General features: G+C 71.1%; 20 protein-coding genes, 1 tRNA gene and 1 pseudogene. 6 read left to right on the plus strand and 16 right to left on the minus strand.

Annotation, left to right across the window (positions count from 1 at the left end; all coding sequences use genetic code 11):
* Positions 1-118: pseudogene (locus tag ACFOYY_RS03885) on the plus strand (ATP-binding protein); the annotation flags it as partial.
* 238 nt (positions 119-356) lie between these two features.
* On the opposite strand, the gene ACFOYY_RS03890 reads toward ACFOYY_RS03885, so the two are convergent.
* From ACFOYY_RS03890 to ACFOYY_RS03905, 4 genes are all read right to left on the minus strand, one after another.
* Positions 357-530, minus strand: coding sequence for a hypothetical protein (locus tag ACFOYY_RS03890; RefSeq protein ID WP_352011953.1), 174 nt, complete (start codon positions 528-530; stop codon positions 357-359).
* Between the two features lie 3 nt (positions 531-533).
* Complete coding sequence (locus ACFOYY_RS03895; RefSeq protein WP_386187890.1) at positions 534-1,100, minus strand: hypothetical protein; 567 nt, start codon at positions 1,098-1,100, stop codon at positions 534-536.
* 6 nt (positions 1,101-1,106) lie between these two features.
* Entirely contained in the window at positions 1,107-1,712 is a 606-nt protein-coding gene (locus tag ACFOYY_RS03900) for a hypothetical protein (RefSeq protein ID WP_352011955.1), read from the minus strand.
* 171 nt (positions 1,713-1,883) lie between these two features.
* Positions 1,884-2,306: a hypothetical protein gene (locus ACFOYY_RS03905; RefSeq protein WP_386187893.1), complete on the minus strand. Its 423-nt coding sequence runs from the start codon at positions 2,304-2,306 to the stop codon at positions 1,884-1,886.
* Positions 2,307-2,405: 99 nt separating this feature from the next.
* Between ACFOYY_RS03905 and ACFOYY_RS03910 the strand changes: the two genes are divergently transcribed.
* Both ACFOYY_RS03910 and ACFOYY_RS03915 read left to right on the plus strand, forming a co-directional pair.
* Positions 2,406-2,482 (plus strand) — tRNA-Pro (locus ACFOYY_RS03910).
* Positions 2,483-2,663: 181 nt separating this feature from the next.
* On the plus strand, positions 2,664-3,044 hold the full coding sequence (locus tag ACFOYY_RS03915) for a peptidase inhibitor family I36 protein (RefSeq protein WP_386187895.1): 381 nt from the start codon (positions 2,664-2,666) through the stop codon (positions 3,042-3,044).
* 134 nt (positions 3,045-3,178) lie between these two features.
* Here ACFOYY_RS03915 and ACFOYY_RS03920 read toward each other — a convergent pair whose 3' ends face one another.
* From ACFOYY_RS03920 to ACFOYY_RS03975, 12 genes are all read right to left on the minus strand, one after another.
* Positions 3,179-4,774 carry a PucR family transcriptional regulator gene (locus ACFOYY_RS03920; RefSeq protein ID WP_386187897.1) on the minus strand — a complete coding sequence of 532 codons (1,596 nt, stop codon included), beginning with the start codon at positions 4,772-4,774 and terminating at the stop codon, positions 3,179-3,181.
* A gap of 55 nt (positions 4,775-4,829) precedes the next feature.
* Positions 4,830-5,978: an ABC transporter ATP-binding protein gene (locus ACFOYY_RS03925; protein ID WP_386187899.1), complete on the minus strand. Its 1,149-nt coding sequence runs from the start codon at positions 5,976-5,978 to the stop codon at positions 4,830-4,832.
* Complete coding sequence (locus tag ACFOYY_RS03930) at positions 5,975-7,006, minus strand: ABC transporter ATP-binding protein (protein ID WP_386187901.1); 1,032 nt, start codon at positions 7,004-7,006, stop codon at positions 5,975-5,977. Before ACFOYY_RS03930 ends, ACFOYY_RS03925 begins: the two co-directional genes overlap by 4 nt.
* A 5-nt stretch (positions 7,007-7,011) precedes the next feature.
* Positions 7,012-7,944, minus strand: a complete 933-nt coding sequence (locus tag ACFOYY_RS03935) for an ABC transporter permease (protein WP_352011961.1) — start codon at positions 7,942-7,944, stop codon at positions 7,012-7,014.
* Positions 7,917-8,924: an ABC transporter permease gene (locus ACFOYY_RS03940; protein WP_352011962.1), complete on the minus strand. Its 1,008-nt coding sequence runs from the start codon at positions 8,922-8,924 to the stop codon at positions 7,917-7,919. The genes ACFOYY_RS03935 and ACFOYY_RS03940 overlap by 28 nt, the downstream gene beginning before the upstream one ends.
* A 64-nt stretch (positions 8,925-8,988) precedes the next feature.
* A complete protein-coding gene (locus ACFOYY_RS03945; RefSeq protein WP_386187904.1) occupies positions 8,989-10,653 on the minus strand; it encodes an ABC transporter substrate-binding protein in 1,665 nt (554 codons plus the stop codon).
* Between the two features lie 2 nt (positions 10,654-10,655).
* The gene (locus ACFOYY_RS03950) at positions 10,656-11,576 is read right to left on the minus strand and encodes a hypothetical protein (protein ID WP_386187906.1); all 921 of its coding nucleotides are present in this window, start codon (positions 11,574-11,576) and stop codon (positions 10,656-10,658) included.
* Positions 11,573-12,493, minus strand: coding sequence for a hypothetical protein (locus ACFOYY_RS03955; protein ID WP_386187909.1), 921 nt, complete (start codon positions 12,491-12,493; stop codon positions 11,573-11,575). Before ACFOYY_RS03955 ends, ACFOYY_RS03950 begins: the two co-directional genes overlap by 4 nt.
* 1 nt (position 12,494) lies before the next feature.
* The gene (locus tag ACFOYY_RS03960; protein WP_352011966.1) at positions 12,495-13,385 is read right to left on the minus strand and encodes a polysaccharide deacetylase family protein; all 891 of its coding nucleotides are present in this window, start codon (positions 13,383-13,385) and stop codon (positions 12,495-12,497) included.
* A gap of 22 nt (positions 13,386-13,407) precedes the next feature.
* The gene (locus tag ACFOYY_RS03965) at positions 13,408-14,007 is read right to left on the minus strand and encodes an isochorismatase family protein (protein ID WP_386187912.1); all 600 of its coding nucleotides are present in this window, start codon (positions 14,005-14,007) and stop codon (positions 13,408-13,410) included.
* Between the two features lie 30 nt (positions 14,008-14,037).
* Positions 14,038-15,225 (minus strand): four-carbon acid sugar kinase family protein, encoded by a 1,188-nt coding sequence (locus tag ACFOYY_RS03970; protein WP_386187914.1) that lies wholly within the window; start codon positions 15,223-15,225, stop codon positions 14,038-14,040.
* A 291-nt stretch (positions 15,226-15,516) separates the two neighbouring features.
* Positions 15,517-16,104 (minus strand): TetR/AcrR family transcriptional regulator, encoded by a 588-nt coding sequence (locus ACFOYY_RS03975; RefSeq protein ID WP_352011969.1) that lies wholly within the window; start codon positions 16,102-16,104, stop codon positions 15,517-15,519.
* Between the two features lie 138 nt (positions 16,105-16,242).
* Between ACFOYY_RS03975 and ACFOYY_RS03980 the strand changes: the two genes are divergently transcribed.
* From ACFOYY_RS03980 to ACFOYY_RS03990, 3 genes are all read left to right on the plus strand, one after another.
* Positions 16,243-17,634, plus strand: a complete 1,392-nt coding sequence (locus ACFOYY_RS03980) for an MFS transporter (protein ID WP_386187917.1) — start codon at positions 16,243-16,245, stop codon at positions 17,632-17,634.
* Positions 17,635-17,761: 127 nt separating this feature from the next.
* Positions 17,762-18,424, plus strand: a complete 663-nt coding sequence (locus ACFOYY_RS03985; protein ID WP_386188053.1) for a phosphoribosyltransferase — start codon at positions 17,762-17,764, stop codon at positions 18,422-18,424.
* A gap of 40 nt (positions 18,425-18,464) precedes the next feature.
* A partial coding sequence (locus ACFOYY_RS03990) for a dienelactone hydrolase family protein (protein WP_386187919.1) occupies positions 18,465-18,828 on the plus strand: 364 nt, incomplete at its 3' end.

Below are 18,828 nucleotides of genomic sequence, written 5' to 3' on the forward strand. Positions count from 1 at the left end.
TCCCGCCCCCTACGCCACCAGCGGCATGGGCCTGTGGGTGGCCCGGATGGTCAGCTCCGACATCAAGTTCGAGACCGGGGCCGCGGGCACGTTCATCACGATGTCCTTCAAGGTCTGAGACGGCTTTCCGGCCGCGCCCGGTTCAAGGATGACTTCCTCCGCGCTCATCCCGGCCCTGCTCGTTCAGGGCCCTTAAGGGGCCCGTCCAGAGGCCCGCCTCCGGGTACGGCGTCGGCTTCGAGAACCCCCGCAAAGGCCGTTCACCCGCGCGACCGTGCGCGGGTCCGGCGGGGAGGACAAGCCCGAGCCCGCGGTTCCCGGACGACCGGGGACCACGGGCTCGGGCATTCGGCGGGTCAGCGTCTGCGGCGCCAGGTTCCGCCCGCCGTTCCCACCCCGCCCTGATGGAGCGCGAGAAGCAGCAGGCCGCCAAGGATGAACGTGGTGCCGGTGATGCCGCCGATCCTGGTGTTGATCAGGTCGAGCAGCAGGCCGAGACCGAAGACGACGGCGGCGGCGATCGCCAACATACGTCACCTCCTCCCGGCGGGCAGGCCTTCGGGGCTTCCCGCGGACGACATGTCGAGCAGCCGGTCGAGCAGCGCGCGGTAGTCACGCAGGGCCGTGCGCAGGTCCTCGGTGTCGCTTCCCCGTGCCCCCTCGGTGTTCTTCCAGCGTTCCCGCAGGCCGGCGGAGCGGGCCTCCAGCGCGGCGCGCAGGCGGTCGCCGACCTCGGCGACAAGGGAGTCGGCACGCTCGACCGAGTCACGGGGGTCGTCGACGAAGCCCGCCTGGACCTCCTGCCAGCGACGCCGTACCTCGTCGGGGTCCTGGTCGAGCAGCGCGCCCTCCCGCGGGGCCCCTTCGGCCCGGGTCCGGGGTGTCTCCGAGGCGGGGTGGCCGGCCTCCGGTGAGAGGTCGGCCGGGTGGGCCGGGTCGGGCGTGTCACCGGTGAGGGGACGGCCGTCCGTGCCGGAGAGTCCTTCGGGCGTCCGGAACACGGAGGTCACCTCCTCGGCGCGCTGGGAGGGGACGCCCGCCGTCTCACCGGCGCCTCCGTGGACGAGACGGTCCTGGTCGTTTCCTGATCGGTTCTTCATCTCAGATCACTGTCCTCGCACGTCGCGTCGGGCGGTCTGGTCCTGGGGAGTGCGCACGGCCGGTCGCGTCGAACGGCCGTCGGGGGTTTCGAGCAGCTCCTCGAACAGGACGCGGTAGTGCACCATCGCCTGCCTGAGCTCCTCGGTCGAGGCCTCCTGGTGCGCGGCCCTGCCGCTGATCGCGTGGGCCTGCCGGTAGTGGTCGAGGGTGCGGCCGTGCGCGACCGACAGGTCGGACAGCCGCTGCTCGAAGTCCTCGGTCGGGTATCCCCGCTCCGCCATCACCGAGGTCACCAGGTGGTCGGCCTCGGTCACGGCGAATCCGGGGGCGTCGACGAAGCGCTCCTGGACCTCCATCCACTTCCTGGCGTAGCCGTCGCGGGCCTGAGGGGCGAGCGGGCGGATCTCAAGGCCGCTGAAACGCTGCTCACGCGCCAGAAGCTCCTGCTCGGCCTCGCGCCGGTTGTCGCGTTCCCGTACGGTTCTGTCGTATTCGGGGCCGAATCGATCACGAAGTCGGTGCCGGCGCCGCTGCTGCAGTACGGCGGAGCCGACTGCGATGACCGCCACCACCGCGACCACGATCACGACCACCCAGATCACGGTGGACATGTCTGCCTCCGGTTGTGTAAGCGTCTGTCCCCGTGCGCTGCCCCAGGGATTCACTCCAAAACCGGCCACTGTCGCTAGTGATTCGTCGCAGAAAACACGTTTTATATGGATTTATCGGGCAGGTAGGACTGTTCCGTGCCGGTCGCCGGGAGAGCGGTGATCCGGGCGTCGTCAGGTGTCGAGGGCCGCGCGCGCCTCGGCGGAGAGCCGCCCGACGAGCGAGCCCTCCGGGGACGCGGGCACCTCGGTGAAGCCCGTCTCGGGGTCGTAATCGATGTCCAGCCCCGCCGCGACCAGCCGGTCCGCCCAGCGCAACGCCGTGTTGCGCTTCTCCACGGGGATCGCGCGTCCCTGCGCGATCGACGAGAGGTTGCGCAGGTTCGTCGCGGGCCCGGACTGGCCGTGCGCGCGCTCCAGCTTCCACGGGATGGCCCGCGAGTGGTCGAGCATCGGCTTCGACAGGCCCGCGGCCCGTTTGGCCTGCAGGACCCCCGATTCGCTCACCCCGAAGTGGGCCGCGAGCTCGGCGTTGGACAACCCCTGCCCGGCCAGCCGCCGCAGTTCCTCATGGTCGATCAGCGCCTTTCGCCCCACCCGTAGTCAGCCCCTCACCCGTCCACGCTCGCTTTGAGTGCGCGATCCCGTCTGATCTCAGGTAAGCTACCTGATGTTCAGCCCACAGGGCCGACAAACCGGGACGTAGCGCAGCTTGGTAGCGCACTTGACTGGGGGTCAAGGGGTCGCAGGTTCAAATCCTGTCGTCCCGACCAGGTTTCCACTGGTCAGCGAGGGTGTCTCTCACACGGGAGGCACCCTTTTCGCGTACTGAGGTACCAACTGGGGGTTGGCCGGGAGGGCACAACAGTATTCACTGTCTGCTGTCGAAAGGCTACTCATTGCTATGAAGGGTGGCGTCTGCATCCCGCCGACACCCCCCAGCAAGGAGTGACCATGAACAGGTTCACCCGATGGGCGGCGCTCACGGCCGCCGCCGTCACCGTCAGCACCGGACTGGCCATGCCCGTGTCCGCCGCGACGGCCCCCGCCACCCAGGCCACCACCGCCCGGGACGGCTTCGTCTGCCCGCTGATCGCCGCGGTCTGCGCCTTCTCCCAGCCCGGAGGCGTAGGCCGGCGCGTCATACTCGTCAACGGCCGCGCACGCATCGTCCCGCCCCTGCGCAGTGCGGCCAACAACTCCGCGGAGTTCTGGTGCTTCTACTCCGAGCCCGGCTTCGGGGGCGAGCGGCGCGAGGTCTCCGCCGGGGAGACGGTTGAGGACTTCGGCTTCGCCGTCAACTCCGCCAAGCCCGGGCTGTGCTCCGAGCAGTAGATCCACCTTCTCCGGCGCGGCGCCGCAGACCGGACAGGCCGTGGCGCCGCGCCCCGGGGAACGACCGGGGAGGAACCGCCGAATCCGCCGCGGCGTCGCCGAGTCGTTCCCATGAGTGCCCGGATGATCCCCGGCTACATCGTGCGATGGATCGGCCGGGGGTCGGAGGCCCGAGGGCGTCCTGCGTCCACGGCACCGCGCTCGTGGAGGACCGTGCGACGTTGCGGATCCCGGGCTGACTGCGGGCGTACCGGCTGGCACACGGCGCGATCCACGCGGACGAGACCGGCGTCGGGCTGCGCCGTCTCGCCGTGCACGGCGGCCCGCGGAACGCCGGGGCCGCAGGGGCCGCCGGGGCCACGGTCTGATAGCCGCTCATGTTCGTCGTCGCCCACCGGTTCGTCCTCCGGCGTACCGCCCGGCCGGGAGGGCGCACCGTGCGATTCCACGCGCGCCGAAGCGGGAGGGGAGGGGCTCGGCCGCGGAGCGAGGCGGCCGGGTGGCTCTCGTCCGGCCGTCGTCCGGCTCGCGACGATCTCCGCGGCGAGAAGGCCGGCGTGGACCTCCAGACGGCCCGCGCCGCTGAACAGGTCCACCCCCAGCCTCGCCTCGACCTTCCTGATCCGGTGGTAGACGGTCGCACGGTGGAGATACAGGTCCGCCGCGACCTGCTTGACGTTCCCCGCCGTGGTCAGGAACGCCCTGAGGGTCCGGACGAGGTCCTCCGCCGACTCGTCTTCGAGAAGCCGTCGCAGGGACGGGCTGATGAAGTGGCACATGAGGACGTCCGTGGGCACCGCGGCGAGCCCGCGCATGTGCGCGGTTCTCTCCCAGTGGACGACCTGGTGCTTCCAGCCCATGCCCTCGGCCAGGTCCAGGCTCTGCCTGGCCTGCCAGACGGCGACGCTCGCGCGATCGGTCACGATCGTGCTGACGGCGACGAGCCACGGGAGGTCGGCGCCGTTGCGCCGGGACCGGAAGATCAGGTCGACGGTTTTCGTCGCGAGCCGCCCCGGCAGGGTCGTCTGGACGTCGCGCGGGTGAGGCGCCAGCAGCGCGAAGCTGACGGAGCCGCTGAACGCGATGAGGCACCGGTCACGGAGATGGTCCTCGGCGAAGCGGTTCATGACGGCGGTCAGCCGTCGTTGCGCCGCCGATCCCGACGAGTCCGGGTCAAGCACCGCGGGCATCGAGAGCGCGAGGCAGACGAAGGTACCGTCGTGCAGCAGCCTTCCGCCGCCGATGGCCTGGCCCAGCAGTGAGTCCAGCCCGTCCAGGTCTCCCGAGGCGAAGGCCCGGCCGACGTGGTCGTCCGCCCATTCGGGCGACACGAGCAGCCCGGCCGCCTCCAGCGAGCAGACGGTGGCCTCCGCGATCCGTCCCACGCTCTCGATCCGCTCGGGGGAAAGCGGCCCTCTCACGCAGGTGATCCAGAGCAGCAGCGACGGCGCCGAACCAGGTGATCGCACCGGGATAACCAGCATCAGGGGCATCCCGAGGTCGGCGCCCCCGCCGATGTAGACGGGTTCGGAGATCAGGGCCACCGAGCGCGCGCTCAGCCCGAGATGCCGAGGCGAAACCGCCTCGGCGAGGTGCTCGTCCGCGGAGGAACTCGGCATCGACCGGGCGATCCGGTTCAACTGCACGTCGGTGACCTCGACCGGCACGTCCAGCGACGCGCCGAGAGAATGCACCAGCTCGTGGAGGTGCTGAGTGAGGACGCCGTTCACGCCGCCCCCTTCCGCCGGAGAGCCTTCCGTTCCGCTCTGACCGCCGGCACAGCGATCAGCTCCCGCCGGTCGCGGGCGGGGTGCCGGACGCCGATCTCGACGACGCGGCCACACCGGAGGACAGGGCCACGTCGACGCGGGTCGACCGCGTCGGCCGGATCGCACCGTCGTGGATGCCCTCCGCCCAGTGGCAGGCGACTCGATGGGCGGCGGTCGTCCCCGGAACCCCGATGGCCCGCAGCTGCGGGCGCTCGGTGTCGCAGCGGGTCTGCTGCCTCCACGGGCAACGGGTGCTGAACCGGCATCCGGGCGGCGGGTCCGCCGGGCTGGGCAGATCACCGTGGAGCAGGATCTGCTCGCGAGAGTCCTCATACCGGGGGTCGGGCTGTGGCACGGCGGACAGCAGCGCCCGCGTGTAGGGGTGCAGCGGCTCGGCGAACAGCTCCGGGGTGGGAGCCTCCTCCACCATCCCGCCGAGGTACATCACCCCGATCCGGTCGCTCACGTGCCTGATCACGGCGAGGTCGTGCGCGATGATCAGGTAGGTCAGTCCGTACGCGGCCTGGACGTCCTCAAGGAGGTTGATGACCTGCGCCTGGACCGACACGTCCAGGGCGCTGACGGGCTCGTCCGCGACGATCAGCTGCGGCTCGACCGAGAGCGCCCTGGCGATGCCGATGCGCTGACGCTGCCCTCCGGAGAACTCGTGCGGGTACTTGCGCAGCGCCGTCCGCGGCAGTCCGACCGAGTCGAGCAGTTCGTCGAGACGCCCGGAGACGTCTCCCTTCGCCAGTCCGTGCGCGGCCATCCCCTCACGGAACATCTGCTCGACGCTCTGCCGGGGGTCCAGGCTCCCCAGCGGATCCTGGAAGACCATCTGCATGTGGCGGCGCTGGCGGCGCAGCGCCTCACCGCGCAGCGACCGCAGGTCGACCCCGCCGAAACGGATCTCTCCCGAGGTCACGGGGGTCAGCTGGAGCACGGCGCGCCCGAACGTCGACTTGCCGCACCCCGACTCCCCGACCAGGCCGTAGGTCTCCCCGCGTGTGATCCTCAGGTCGACGCCGTCGACCGCGTGGACGTGGCCGACGGTCCGGTCGACGAGCGTCCCCCGGCGGATCGGGAAGTGGACCTTGAGGTCGTGGACGTCGAGGAGAGGCTGCTCCTCGACGTCCGGTCGGATCGGAACGGCGGCCGTCGTCATGGAGTCTTCTCCTTCGCCACGATGATCGGATCGGGCAGCGGGTGGTGGCAGCGCGATCGCCGCTCGCCGTCGGCCGACCAGGCCGGCTCCTCCCGGAAGCAGAGGTCGGTGGCGACGCGACAGCGCGGCGCGAAGGCGCACCCCTGCGACCAGGGTATGTTGTCGGCGACAGAACCCGGGATTGGGCGCAGCCGATTCTCCCCGTCGTCCAACGACGGCACGGACTCCAGCAGCCCCCCGGTGTAGGGATGCCGGGGGGCGTCGAACAGCGAATAGCGGTCCGCCCGCTCGACGATGCGTCCGCCGTAGAGCACGTTGACCGTGTCGCACAGGCCGGCGACGACTCCGAGGTCGTGGGTGATCATGATCAACGAGGTGCCCGAGCCGATGACGAGCTCCTTCAGGAGCGCGAGGATCTGGGCCTGGATCGTGACGTCCAGCGCCGTGGTCGGCTCGTCCGCGATCAGCAGCCGCGGTTCGCAGGCCAGGGCGATGGCGATCAGCACGCGCTGACGCATGCCGCCGGAGATCTGGTGCGGATACTCGTGCATCCGCCGGGCGGGATCGGGGATGCCGACGCGTTCCAGCATCTCCTGCGCCCGCCGCGTCGCCTGGGACCGGTTCGCCCGGCGGTGGCGCCGGATGACCTCCGTCACCTGCACTCCCAGCGGCACGACGGGGTTCAGCGAGGACAACGGGTCCTGGAAGATCATCGCAACGTCGGTGCCACGACGGTCGCGCAGCTCCCGGTCGGGCAGTGAGAGCAGGTCCACGCCGTCGAAGAACGCCCTGCCGCTGACGCGGGTCCCCCGGCGGGGCAGGAGCCCCATGACGGCGAGCGAGGTCACGGACTTGCCGCAGCCCGACTCGCCGACCAGGCCGACGACCTCGCCGGGACGGACCTCGAACCCGACCCCGTCCACGGCGGTGAAGGGCTCCTGGCCGGGCCGTGAGAAGGTGACCGACAGGTCTTCGACCACCAGCAGCGGGTCCGCTCCGTGCCGGGCCCCGTGCGCACGCGCGTTCATCTCCGTCACCTCCGGGTACGGGGGTCGAGGGTCTCGCGAAGCGACTCTCCCATCAGCGTGAAGCCCAGGGCGACGACGATGATGCACAGCGCCGGGTAGATCGCGAGGTGCGGGAACGAGTTGAAGTACTGCTGCGCGCCGCCCAGCATCTGCCCCCACTCCGGCCGGCCGTCGTCGGGGTTGCCCAGCCCGAGGAAGGACAGGGCGGCGGCGTCGAGGATGGACACGGCCAGGCTGAGGGTCGCCTGCACGATCACCGGCCCGAGCGCGTTGGGGACCATGTGCCGGAACACGATGGCCCCCGGCTTCACGCCCAGCGCCCGCGCGGCCAGCACGTGGTCGGTGTCGCGCTGCACCAGCATCGATCCGCGCATGAGCCGGGCGAAGACCGGCACCTGCACGATCGCGATGGTGAGGATCAGGGTCCACTCGCTGGGGTGGGCGAACAGCGCCGCGATCGAGAAGGCCATCAGCAGCGACGGGATCGCCAGCATCACGTCCACCGCCCGCATCACGAGCATGTCGACCTTGCCGGCGAACACGCCCGCGACGAGGCCGAGCGCGATGCCGCCGACGAAACCGCCGAGTGTCGCCATCACCCCGACGACGAGGGTCTGCTGGGCCCCGGCGACCAGCCGGGACAGCAGATCACGACCGGCGGGGTCCCCGCCCAGCGGGAACCCCTCCTGCGGGAGCGGAACGGGGTTCGACTGGGCGCGTACCTGGTCGAGCAGCAGCGGGGCGGCCGGGTCGTGCGGCGCCAGCACCGGCGCGGCGATCGCGACAAGGACGAACACGAATGTGATCACCGAGCCGATCAGGAACGCCGGCTGGCGCAGCAGCCGCCTCAGGGTCTGCGCGCCCGGTCGTGCGGTCGCGGTACGGCGGCGCGGAACGGCCGGGGCGGTGGTCACGGCGTCCTCACTCTCGGGTCGCACAGCGCGTAGGCGATGTCGACGACGATGTTGATGACCAGGTACAGGACGGCGGCGATCATGATGAGGGCCTGCAGCACCGCGTAGTCGCGTGTGGAGAAGGCCAGTGCCATCGACTGTCCCAGCCCGCGGTAGTTGAAGACGGTCTCGGTGAGCACGGCTCCGGCGAACAGGCCGCCGGCCTGCAGCCCGATCACCGTGATCACCGGCAGCAGCGAGTTGCGCAGCACATGGCGCCCGGCGACCGTCGGGTTCCGCAGGCCCTTGGAGTTCGCCGTGCGGACGAAGTCCTGCTGGAGCGTCTCGGCGACGGACGCCCGGGTCAGCCGGAAGATCACGGCGAAGGGGATGATCGTCAGGGCGATCGTCGGCAGCGTGAGGTAGCGGAGGCTCTCGACGAACGCGGCCCCGCTCCCGGCGAGCAGCGAGTCCAGGAGCGTCAGCCCCGTCGGCGTCGGTATGGATCCGCTCAGGTCGGCCCGTCCTGACGGCGGCAGCCATCCCGCGCGGACGGCGAAGACGTACTTGAGGACGAACCCGGTGAAGAAGACCGGTACGGCGAGGCCGAGCACGGAGAAGCCGAGGAAGGCGACGTCGAACACGCCGCGTCTCGTCGCCGCCCAGTAACCGGCGGCGACGCCGAGCACGGCGCCGACGACCAGTGCGCACAGGGCGAGCTCGATCGTGGCGGGCGCCCGGGTGAGGAGCACCTCGGTGACCGGCGCACCGCGCCAGACGCCCGTCGACACGCCGAGGTCACCGGTCCAGAACCGCCCCAGGTAGCGCAGGTACTGCGTCCACAGCGGCGCGTCCAGGCCGAGTGACTCGACGAGCTTCGCGCGGTCCTGCGGGCTGGCGTTCTCACCGAGCAGCGCGTCGAGCGGTCCGCCGGGGAGACTGCGCAGCCAGGCGAACAGGATCGCCGTGAGGGCGACGAAGGTCACGACCGCCTGGAGTGTCCTTCGGAGGATGAACCGGAACATGTCTATCCAATCGGTGCGGGCGCGCGCCTGCTCGCGCCTGCGCGCGGCCCGCACCCGGGTGGAGCTATTCGCCGAAGGTGGCCGTGGCCAGGGGCTCGCCGCCGACCGGGCTGGTGACGATGCCGCGCACGCTGCCGTGGAGAACCAGGGCGGAGGGACTGCTGGCGATCGGGATCGACGGCAGCCAGTCCTCGGACATCTTGCGGTTGATCTCGAGGTACATGCCGACGCGCTTCTGCGGATCCGGCTCGCTGTCCGCCTCCTTGAGGTCGTCGACGAGTTCCTGGCCGAAGCCGAGAAGGCCGGTGTCGAAGGCGTTGTCGGTGGCGCCGAACAGGATGCCCAGGAAGTTCTGGGCGCTGTTGTAGTGGCCCGTGGTGCCGAGCAGGTAGACCGGAGCCTCGCCCGCCTCACGACCGCTGAGGTAACCACCGGCCCACGGCTTCGCGACCGGTTCGATCTGGATGCCGACCGCTTCGAGATCGGCCTTGATCAGGTCGAAGAAGCGCTTCGGCTCGGGCATGTACGGGCGCGTGACCTCGGTCGGGTACCACAGCTGGATCTTGAGGTTCGGCACACCGGCCTCGGCGAGCAGGGTGCGCGCCTTGTCCGGGTTGTACGGGTATCCCTCGACGGCGGTGTCGTAGCCCTCGACGGAGCGGGGGACGAACTGCGTCACGGTCTCGGAGCCCTCGGGCAGCAGCGTGTCGACGATCTGCTGCTTGTTGATCGCCCAGGCGATGGCCTGACGGACGCGGAGATCCTTGAGCTCGGGCACGGTGGTCGCGTTCAGGCCGAGGTACATGACGTTGAACGGCGGCCGGGTGACGACCTGGAACCCCTGGTCCTTCAGGCTCTGCCAGTCACGAGGGGCCGGCAGGTCGTAGGCGTGGATGGTGCCGGCCTCTAGCTCCTGCCGGCGCGCCGTCTCATCCGGGATCGTCCGGAACTCGACACCAGCGATCTTCGGCGCCTCGCCCCAGTACTTGTCGTTGCGCGCGAGTTTGACCGTACCGGTCGAGTCGTCGTACGAGACGAAGGCGAACGGGCCGGTTCCCGTCGGGTGCAGGCGGCCGTACTCCGGGAAGGCGAAGCCCTCGCCCTTGGCCTCGACCCCGTTGGCGTTGTACTTCTCCATCGCCGCCGGGCTCGACATGGCGTAGGTGCCGTGCGCGAGGATGGTGGGGAACTTCGAGCTCGGGTTGGTCAGGCGCAGCACCACCTTGGACTTGTCCTGCGCCTCGCATCCGGCGTACAGCGAGGGAGTCTTGTCGCCCTCGAAGCCTCCGAAGTCGTTCACCCAGGTGTGGCTGACCGCCGAGGTGCGCGCGATCTTGGGCTGCCGGTACCACCGTTCGAAGTTCGCGCAGACGGCGGCGGCGTCGAAGGCCGTGCCGTCATGGAAGCTGACGCCCTCGCGGAGCTGGAACGTCCACTGCTTTCCGTCCTTGCTCTGCTCCCATGAGACCGCCAGGCCGGGCGCGGGGTCGGCCGTGCCCGGCTTGAGGCTGAGCAGCCCTTCGAACATCTGGTTGTTCACCCGGGCGGACTCCCCGTCCGAGGTGTAGAACGGGTCGAAGAGCGACGGAGCGCCCGCGGCGCCGAACACGAGGACCTTGGAGCCCGATCCGTCACCGGTGCCCTTGGCCGGAGTGCCGCTCTCCGATGAGCACGATGTCAGGAGCATCACGCCGGCGACCGCGATGACCCCGGTCTTCTTGAACTTCATTGTCACTCCTGGCCTTGGGGGTGGGGGAGGGGGAGCTGAGCGCCGTAGAACCAGAGGCGGGAGAAGCCGCCGTCGGGCAGGGCGCGTACGCGGACCCGCCGCGCGTCGGTTGAGGGGAGCTCGACGGCGGTCGTCGCCCCGGAGGTGATCTCGAAGGTTCCCAGCGCCGCCCAGCCGGACGCGTCGTCCGCCCGCGCCTCGACGGTGATCCGAGCCGCGCAGTTGCCGCGGAACGGCGTGGCGACGACCTCCAGTGTCCGCAGCCGGACGGGGTCCGGCCAGGAGAGCTCGATGAAATGCCGGTCGGCGTCGGACCGCCGGGGGGTCTCCCAGCCGTCGTGCGTGTTCCTCGGCATCGCGTGAGAGATCACCGACCACGGGTCCCCGAAGGAGCCCTCGGAGGCGCGCACCCGGCATCCGAGCCGGATGTCCGACAGGCGTACACCCTCCGGCGGGCGGCTGCGGGAGACGTCGACGACGCCGTGCGCGCGGAAACGGGCGACTCCTCCGTCGGGGAAGATGCGCAGCCGGACGAAGGAGGCCGAGCGTCCGGTGCCGGCGACCGGGTACTCGTTCACGGAGTTCGGCCGCACCTCGGCGTCGGCGAGGATCTCCTGCCACGGGCCTTCGGCGGAGTCGGAGACGTCGACGCCGATGCTCCGCGGGGCGTTGAAACGGAACCCGGTGGTCTCCAGTTCGACCTGCTCGATCCGGCCCGGATGGGCGGCGCGGATCACGACCCAGTCGTGGCCGGGGTTGTGCCTGCGGCTCTCCCATCCGTCGACGTCCGCTCCGCGCAGTCCGTAGGTGCCGGGGCGCTGCGGCGGGGTGGACAGGAGCAGGGCGTCGGCCGCGCCGAAGAACTCGTCCGAGCAGTCCACCACGGATGCCCCGAGCTCACGGGCCAGCAGGTTGAGGGTCATCGCCGGTCTCCTTCTTCGTGCCGTGCCTCGCCGTCCAGGTGCGCGACGACATCCGTGCCGCGCGCCCACCACAGGCCGTCCATGCCGCGCAGGGCGCGCAGCGTCTCGCGCAGGTGCGCGAACCGGAACGGCTGGCCGATGAGCCAGGGGTGCAGCCCCAGCACCAGCGTCCGGGTGCGCGGCGCGTCCTCCCCGAGCAGCCGCCGTGCGGACACGGTGACGTCGTCGGCCCACCTGCCGATCGGCGTGCCGCGCTTGAGGTGGGAGAACACGTCGTCTAGGTGGATGTTCACCGGGATGTCGACGATGTCGCCGCGGGACGTGGCCAGGATGTTCGGCGCCTCGTCGTTGGGCCAGTCGGCGGTCCAGCGGATGCCGAGGCCGGCGAGATCCTCCAGGGTCGTGGTGGACTGCGCGTAGTCCAGGCCGCTCCAGCCGGTCGGCCGGACGCCGCAGGCCTCGGCCACGGCGTCGATCGACTCGGCGAGGTAGGCGCGCTGCTCCTGGGCGCCTATCCCGTCGTGCAGGATGCCGGCGCCGTCGAGCCCGTGCGCCGCGAACTCCGCGCCGGACTCGGCGACGCGCTCCACCAGGCGGGTACGGTGCCGGGCGGAGAAGGCGTCGATCGCGACCGTCGGGGCGATCTCCAGCTCGTCGAGGAGGTCGAGGACGCGGAACGCGCCGACCCGCAGCCCGTACTCGTGCTGCGAGGTGGAGTGCACGTCCATGATCTGCGGGTACGGGCCGCGCATCGCCACGCTCGACGGCGGGAGGCCGGGTGCGGAGCCGGGGAGCGCGGGCACGTGGTCGAGATGCATCAGCACGACCACGGCCAGGCGCGCGCCGCCGGGCCAGCCGCGGTTCGGGGCGAGGCGGGACCCGCCCTCGGCCTCGTGCAACGGTCTCACGAGCTGCATGTCAGCACCATCCGATCGCGTCGACGTGGGCGGCGATCCGCTCCGGGGTGGTCCACCAGATGTCGTCCTGCGAGCCCAGCCGCTCGAACATCTGCGCCAGGTGGCCGATCCGGTGTGGAATGCCCATGTACAGGGGGTGGAGCGCGATCGTCATGACGTACGCGGTGTCGCGTTCGCGGGCCTCGGCGGAGAGCACCTCGTACTGGGACTGGACGATCTCGGCGAAGTAGTCGCTGTCCAGACCGAACATCGGCGACCCGGGGAAGAGCAGCGCGTCGTTGACCTCGCGGGAGTAGGGAACGCCGACCAGCCCCCCGCCGCTCGGCCCGTCGAGCCGGAACGGCTGGTCGTCGACGAACCAGTCGGTCGTGTAGGTCATCCCCGCCTCGGCCATCAGCCGGTAGGTGGCCGGGGTCGCGCTGAACGAGGGCCCCAGCATCCCTCGCATGCGGTAGCCGGTGAGCTCCCGCACGGTGGAGACGGTGTAGTCGTAGAACTCGCGCTCCGCGCTCTCGGACTCGCCGAACAGGAGACGGCTGTTGTAGGTGCCGTGGCTCATGAAGCTCCACCGCCGGTCGACCATCGCCTCCGCGATGTCGGGGTACAGGCGCAGCACCTCGCAGTTGAGCGAGCAGGTGACCTGCACGGGGGAGTCGTCGAGCACCGGCAGCATCCGCCAGAAGCCGACACGGTTGCCGAAGTCACGGAACGCGTAGCCGACGATGTCCGGCTTCGCCGGCACGCGGTAGAAGTAGTCCCGGTGCGGGTTCGTCGGCGGAAGATACTCGTAGTGCTCGATGTTCATGACCACGTTCACGGCGACGCGCTTGCCGTCGGGCAGGGGCAGGCTCTTCCGCCGGTCGAGGGGCCGATAGCTGAGGAACTCGTCCATCTTGGTTCTTTCCGTATTCGCTTCAGGGCACGGTCGCGGGCTGAGGGGCCAGCGCCTCGACGACCTCGTCCAGGCCGCGGACACGGCCGAGCTGCGGGAAGACCGCGCGCACCGAGTGATGGTGCTGCTCGGCGGTGTAGGCCGACATCGCCTCGGGGACGAAGACGACGTTGTAGGCGTGGTCGTAGGCCGCGCGGGCGGTCCCCTCGACGCCGAATCCGGTGGAGATCCCCGCCATGATCACGGTGGTGACGCCGCGCCGGCGCAGCTGCAGGTCGAGGTCGGAGCCGTGGAAGGCGTTCCAGCTGCGCTTCACGATCACCGGCTCGGTGGGCAGCGGATCGACGCCGGAGAGGAAGTGGTCCCAGCCGGGCCGCCGTACCGGACGTGCGGGACGTTCGACGTCGGTGAGCAGCTTGCCGCCGAGTGAGTCACCCTCGTCCGGCAGGAAGCTGGTGCGCACGTGCACGACAAGGCCGCCCGCGTTCCGGGTCGCGTCGATCAGCCGAATGCAACGTTCCAAGACGTCCTCAACAGGGTGCGGGTGCACAGGGTGGTCGGCGTTGGAGCCCTGCAGGTCGATGAGGACGAGCGCGGTGCGCAGCAGATCGAGGTGGGTCACACGATGTCCTTTCATGGGATGTGAGCGGGATCAGGCCCCGAGGATCTGCCGGGTCATGCGAAGCAGGGTCTCCTCGGAGCCGGTCCCGGTGGCCTTGCAGAGCAGTCGCAGGTCGTCGAAGTCGCCCCCGGTGATACGGGCGGTCGGGCACAGCGGCTCAAGTTCGAGCCCGGCGCTCAGGCTCGTGCCGCCGAGCTGCTGGACCAGTGCCGTGGTCGTCAGGCCACCGCTGACGACCACGCCGAGGCACTTGTTCTTGCCGTGGGCCGAGGCGTCGAGCAGGCCGCGTACCGCCCTGGCGAGCTGTTCGGCGACGACCCAGCGTTCGGGGTCGTCACGGTCGGTCTCGTGCAGGGCGAGGATCCGATGCGAGGCGAGCACCTCGTGCGCGGCGGCCGTCCCCCAGCTCGCGGCTTCGGCGGCGGTGGTGATCAGCGCACGGGAGCCGTAGGCCGCTCCGAGCCTGCGCAGCTGCGCGAGGTCGGTTTCGTGGTTGCCGGGGGTGACGACGACGACGAAACCGTCGCGGCCGAGGTCGGGGTAGAACCTCAGCCAGCCGCCGGTGCTCGCGGTCGCGACGGCGTGCCCCTCCTCGCGAAGCCGGGTCGCGGCCTGCGCGGCGGTGCCGAGGTGCGCCTCGACCGTGCCGTCGAGGACGAACCGCCGGATGCCGCGGGCGCAGGCCTCAAGAATGCGCGCGGTGACGGCGTCGGCGCCCTGGTCAAGGGTCGTGAGCCCGATCAGTTCGGCGTTCTCGGTGCGGATCGCGGACCGCACGTCGACGTCGAGCCCGGCGCCCACCGGCATGGGGGCGAGCAGGTGGCCGTCGACGCAGACACGGCCGGCGGTCGGATAGGCCGGGACGACGAGAAGGATGCCGTTCTCGTCCTGCCCCGCGTCGATCCCGGCGACCAGCGCGTCCGGAGAGCCGCGCAGTTCGGCGTTGAGCTTCGCCTCGACCCGCTCGCAGCCGTGGTCGTCGAGCCAGGCCGCCCACTCGCGGATACGCGCCTCCGCGGCACCCGCGGCGTGGTGCAGGTCGAGGTCGACGACGATGGCGTCCGCGTCGGAGACGACAGCTGCGGGGTGACGCACGATCACCGGGTCGAGCCCGCGCTGGCGCAGCCGGCAGGCGACCGCGACGGACCCCTGCAGGTCCTCCGCGAGGATGCCCATGGCCGGTGCACGAGGGGGACGCGGCAGCTTTGAGGGGGCCATCGATGGGGGTTCCGTTCTCGACGTCGGCAACTCCCCCGAGAGTATTGAGCCGATGACCGGCAGTCATTCGACGAATGTCGCACGTTCCCCGGCAGGGCCGGGGCGGGGAGCGGAGCCGCTCCGACCCGGCCGGTGACGCCCCGACGACGCGGGCCGGTCCGCGTCGTTCCTCCGAGGTCTCGTGCGCTACGCCGTACGGCCGAGAGCCCGGCGGCGGCGAGGCCGTCCGTGTGGTCGCGGACATGGACGAACGGACCGCGCCTCGACGCGCGGGCGCGGTCCCGCCGAAGGTCAGGACTCGCGGGTGGTGATGCCCTCCAGCGCCAGGCGGAGCAGGCGTGCGCTGGCGTCCCCCCGGGAGACCGTCTGCTCGCGCACCCAGGCGACGCCGCTGAGAAGGTCGAACAACTCCCCGGGGGTGAGGTCGGCACGCACGTCACCCGCCGTCTGGGCGGCGCGCAACAGGTCGGCGCCACTGCGGTGCATCGCGGCGCACATGGCGTGCGAGGGGGTTCCCTCGTCGTACATGCTCCGGGTGAGGATGCCGACGAGGCCGCGGAAGGTGCTGAAGTGCACGACGGCCTCGCTCATCCACCCGGTCAGCGCGTCGAGCGGGTCCCGCTCCGAGGCCAGCCGTCCGGCCTGGGCGACGAGGTTCTCCAGGCCGTCACGGGTGGTGGCCTCGACGAGCGCGGCGCGGGTGGGGAAGTGGCGGTACAGCGTGCCGATCGCCACTCCGGCCTGGCTCGCGATCTCCTCCAGGGAGGCGTCGGAGCCGGAGGCCTCGAACGCCTTGCGCGCCGCGGCGAGGATGGCGTCGTAGTTACGCTGCCCGTCGGCCCTCCTCGGGCGCTGGGCGATGTATGGCCTGTCGTCCACCGGCTACCTCCCGCTTGACAACCTGAGGAACCCTCAGTTTGAATGCTGCCGCCTAACCTGAGATCGCCTCAGTATAGGCATGCCCATTAACCTGAGGGTGCCTCACTGTGCGCCCCGCCGGTGAACCGTGGAGGTTTCATGACCCAGGAAAGCGTCCCGGCCGGTCTCCCGCGGAGCGACAGGGCGTGGGCCCTCGTGCTCACGGCGATCGTCGGCGCCGAGTTCATGCTCCAGCTCGACGGCACGATCGTGAACGTCGCGCTTCCCGCCCTGCAGTCCGATCTCCACCTGTCGGTGTCCGGAGGGTCGTGGGTGCCCAACGGCTTCCTCCTCGCCTTCGGCGGCCTGCTGCTTTTCGCCGGCCGCCTCGGCGACGTGCTGGGACACCGCAAGGTCTTCCTCGCGGGGATCGCGCTGGTCGTGGTGGCCTCGCTGGTCGCCGGTCTCGCGCCGAACCTGGAGGTGCTGCTCGCCGGCCGGGTCCTGCAGGGCGCGGGCGCGGCCATCGCCGGTCCCACCGGCCTGGCGCTGCTCGCGATCGTCTTCCAGGGGGAACGGCAGCAACGGGCCCTCGGCCTCTACTCCACCGTGACCGGCCTCGGAGCCTCAGCCGGGATGGTGCTGGGCGGAGTGCTGACCTGGGCGGGGGACTGGCGCTGGAGCCTGCTGGTGAACGTGCCGATCGGGCTGGTTCTCATCGTGATCACCGCCAGGGCGCTGGGCCTGCGCGACGAGCCGACCCGCTCCCGCCCGCTCGGGCTGCCCAGTGCGCTGCTGAGCACCACGGTCCTCGTCACCGCCGTGTACGGCATCGTGCACGCCGCCGAGAGCGGCTGGGGTGACCGCTGGACCCTGACGGCCCTCGGCGCCGCAGCCGTGCTGGTCGTCGTCCTGCTCCTGGTGGACCGGCGGGCCGCGGAGCCGCTGCTGCCCGTCGCGGTCCTCACCGGGCGGGACCGGGCCGGAGCCTTCCTGAGCCTGCTGCTGCTCGCGGCGGTCCTCACCGGCTTCCTGGTCTATCTGGTCCAGTATCTGCAGGGGGCGCTCGGCTTCGACGCGCTGCGCAGTGGCCTGGCCATCCTGCCCTTCGGCCTGGCGCTGCTGGCCACGACCCAGCTCCTCACCGGGCGCATCGCCGCGTTCGGCCTCAAGACGCGGGCGCTCGCCGGTCTCGCGGTCGTGCTGGCCGGGGTGGCCTGGCTGACCCGCCTCGACGGTGGCGGCGCCTACGCGAGCGACGTGCTCCCGGCCCTCGTGGTCACGGGACTCGGCGTCGGCGTGGCGATCGTCCCGCTCAACATGATCGTGCTGAGCACGGCTCCGAGCGAGTACGCCGGGGTCACGGCGGGGGTGCTGCAGACCGCGCTCACCGTCGGCGGCTCACTTGGCCTGGCCACCCTGCTGATCCCGCTGACCCAGGGGACCGGGGACGTCGCCCGGACCATCTCGTCGGTGTTCGCCTGGGCCTGCGGCGCGCTGGCCGTCGCGTTGCTCCTCGCCCTGATCTTCTGGAGCCACCCGAAGGACTGAGGGACACCGTCAGGCGGAGGTAAGGGGAAGCCGGGCGAAGGGTAAAACTCGTGGAACGTCCTTGGTTTGGAAAAGGTCGTTCCTCGGTGGTGGGCATAACCCGTGGAGGAGACGAAGGGTGGCCGTCATGGCGGAGCGGGTGTTCGAGGACCGGCGGGACGCGGGCCGTGTCCTGGCCAGGCTCCTGGAGCACTACCGGGGCAGGCCCGACGTCGTCGTCCTGGGCCTTCCCCGGGGTGGTGTGCCCGTGGCCTACGAGATCGCCGTGTCCCTCGGGGCGCCGCTCGACGTCTTCGTCGTCCGCAAGCTGGGGCTCCCCGGCCACGAGGAGCTGGCGATGGGGGCGATCGCCGGGGGCGGGGTCGTCGTGCTCAACGAGGACGTCGTCCGGAGGGCGGGTGTCTCGCCCGAGACGTTGCGGGAGGTGGCGGCCGGCGAGCGCCGGGAACTCGTCAGGCGGGAACGGGCCTACCGGGAGGGCGGCGCCCCGCTCGACCTCATGGGCAGGACCGTCGTCGTGGTCGACGACGGGCTGGCGACGGGGGCGACCATGCGCGCCGCCGTGGCGGCGCTGCGCCGCCACGAGCCCGCCGGGATCGTCGTCGCCGTCCCGACCGCGCCGGAGCCGGCCGTCGGAGAGCTGCGTGAGTCGGCCGACCAGGTGGTCTGCGCCTCGACTCCGCCTCTCTTCTCGGCCGTCGGGTTCTCCTACCGGGACTTCGCGCAGACGACGGACGAGGAGGTGCGGGACCTCCTGCGCGCCGCGGCCGCCAGGCGGGTGGGGGCGTGACGGGGCGGTCGAGGAGGACAAGAGCGGGCAAGGGGGAACGGTGAACGCGGTCAGGATGAACCTGGAGCGGTTGGAGATCCCGGCCGCGGACGTCGTGCTTGAGGCCGACGTCGTGGTGCCCAGGCCCGCGAGCGGGGTCGTGCTCTTCGCACACGGCAGCGGCAGCAGCCGTCACAGCCCCCGCAACCGCTACGTGGCGGGCGAGCTCAGGAGGGCGGGGCTGGCGACGGTTCTGGTCGACCTGCTCACCCCCCTTGAGGAGGAGGCCGACCTCAGGACGGGGGAGTTCCGCTTCGACGTCGGCAGGCTGGCCGTACGGCTGGCCGCGCTGGCGGGGTGGCTGGCGCGGCACGAGCCGACGGCGGGCCTGCGCGTCGGGCTCTTCGGCGCGAGCACGGGGGCGG

The sequence above is a fragment of the Streptosporangium jomthongense genome, assembly GCF_042650425.1.
GTDB lineage: Bacteria > Actinomycetota > Actinomycetes > Streptosporangiales > Streptosporangiaceae > Streptosporangium.

What these genes read in the sequence shown, in the direction of transcription:
- ACFOYY_RS03930 (WP_386187901.1), bottom strand. Translation starts at nt 7,006, where the DNA reads ATGAACGCGCGTGCGCACGGGGCCCGGCACGGAGCGGACCCGCTGCTG.
- ACFOYY_RS03970 (WP_386187914.1), bottom strand. Translation starts at nt 15,225, where the DNA reads ATGGCCCCCTCAAAGCTGCCGCGTCCCCCTCGTGCACCGGCCATGGGC.
- ACFOYY_RS03950 (WP_386187906.1), bottom strand. Translation starts at nt 11,576, where the DNA reads ATGACCCTCAACCTGCTGGCCCGTGAGCTCGGGGCATCCGTGGTGGAC.
- ACFOYY_RS03985 (WP_386188053.1), top strand. Translation starts at nt 17,762, where the DNA reads ATGGCGGAGCGGGTGTTCGAGGACCGGCGGGACGCGGGCCGTGTCCTG.
- ACFOYY_RS03940 (WP_352011962.1), bottom strand. Translation starts at nt 8,924, where the DNA reads ATGTTCCGGTTCATCCTCCGAAGGACACTCCAGGCGGTCGTGACCTTC.
- ACFOYY_RS03900 (WP_352011955.1), bottom strand. Translation starts at nt 1,712, where the DNA reads ATGTCCACCGTGATCTGGGTGGTCGTGATCGTGGTCGCGGTGGTGGCG.
- ACFOYY_RS03895 (WP_386187890.1), bottom strand. Translation starts at nt 1,100, where the DNA reads ATGAAGAACCGATCAGGAAACGACCAGGACCGTCTCGTCCACGGAGGC.
- ACFOYY_RS03945 (WP_386187904.1), bottom strand. Translation starts at nt 10,653, where the DNA reads ATGAAGTTCAAGAAGACCGGGGTCATCGCGGTCGCCGGCGTGATGCTC.
- ACFOYY_RS03960 (WP_352011966.1), bottom strand. Translation starts at nt 13,385, where the DNA reads ATGGACGAGTTCCTCAGCTATCGGCCCCTCGACCGGCGGAAGAGCCTG.
- ACFOYY_RS03925 (WP_386187899.1), bottom strand. Translation starts at nt 5,978, where the DNA reads ATGACGACGGCCGCCGTTCCGATCCGACCGGACGTCGAGGAGCAGCCT.
- ACFOYY_RS03915 (WP_386187895.1), top strand. Translation starts at nt 2,664, where the DNA reads ATGAACAGGTTCACCCGATGGGCGGCGCTCACGGCCGCCGCCGTCACC.
- ACFOYY_RS03955 (WP_386187909.1), bottom strand. Translation starts at nt 12,493, where the DNA reads ATGCAGCTCGTGAGACCGTTGCACGAGGCCGAGGGCGGGTCCCGCCTC.
- ACFOYY_RS03980 (WP_386187917.1), top strand. Translation starts at nt 16,243, where the DNA reads ATGACCCAGGAAAGCGTCCCGGCCGGTCTCCCGCGGAGCGACAGGGCG.
- ACFOYY_RS03890 (WP_352011953.1), bottom strand. Translation starts at nt 530, where the DNA reads ATGTTGGCGATCGCCGCCGCCGTCGTCTTCGGTCTCGGCCTGCTGCTC.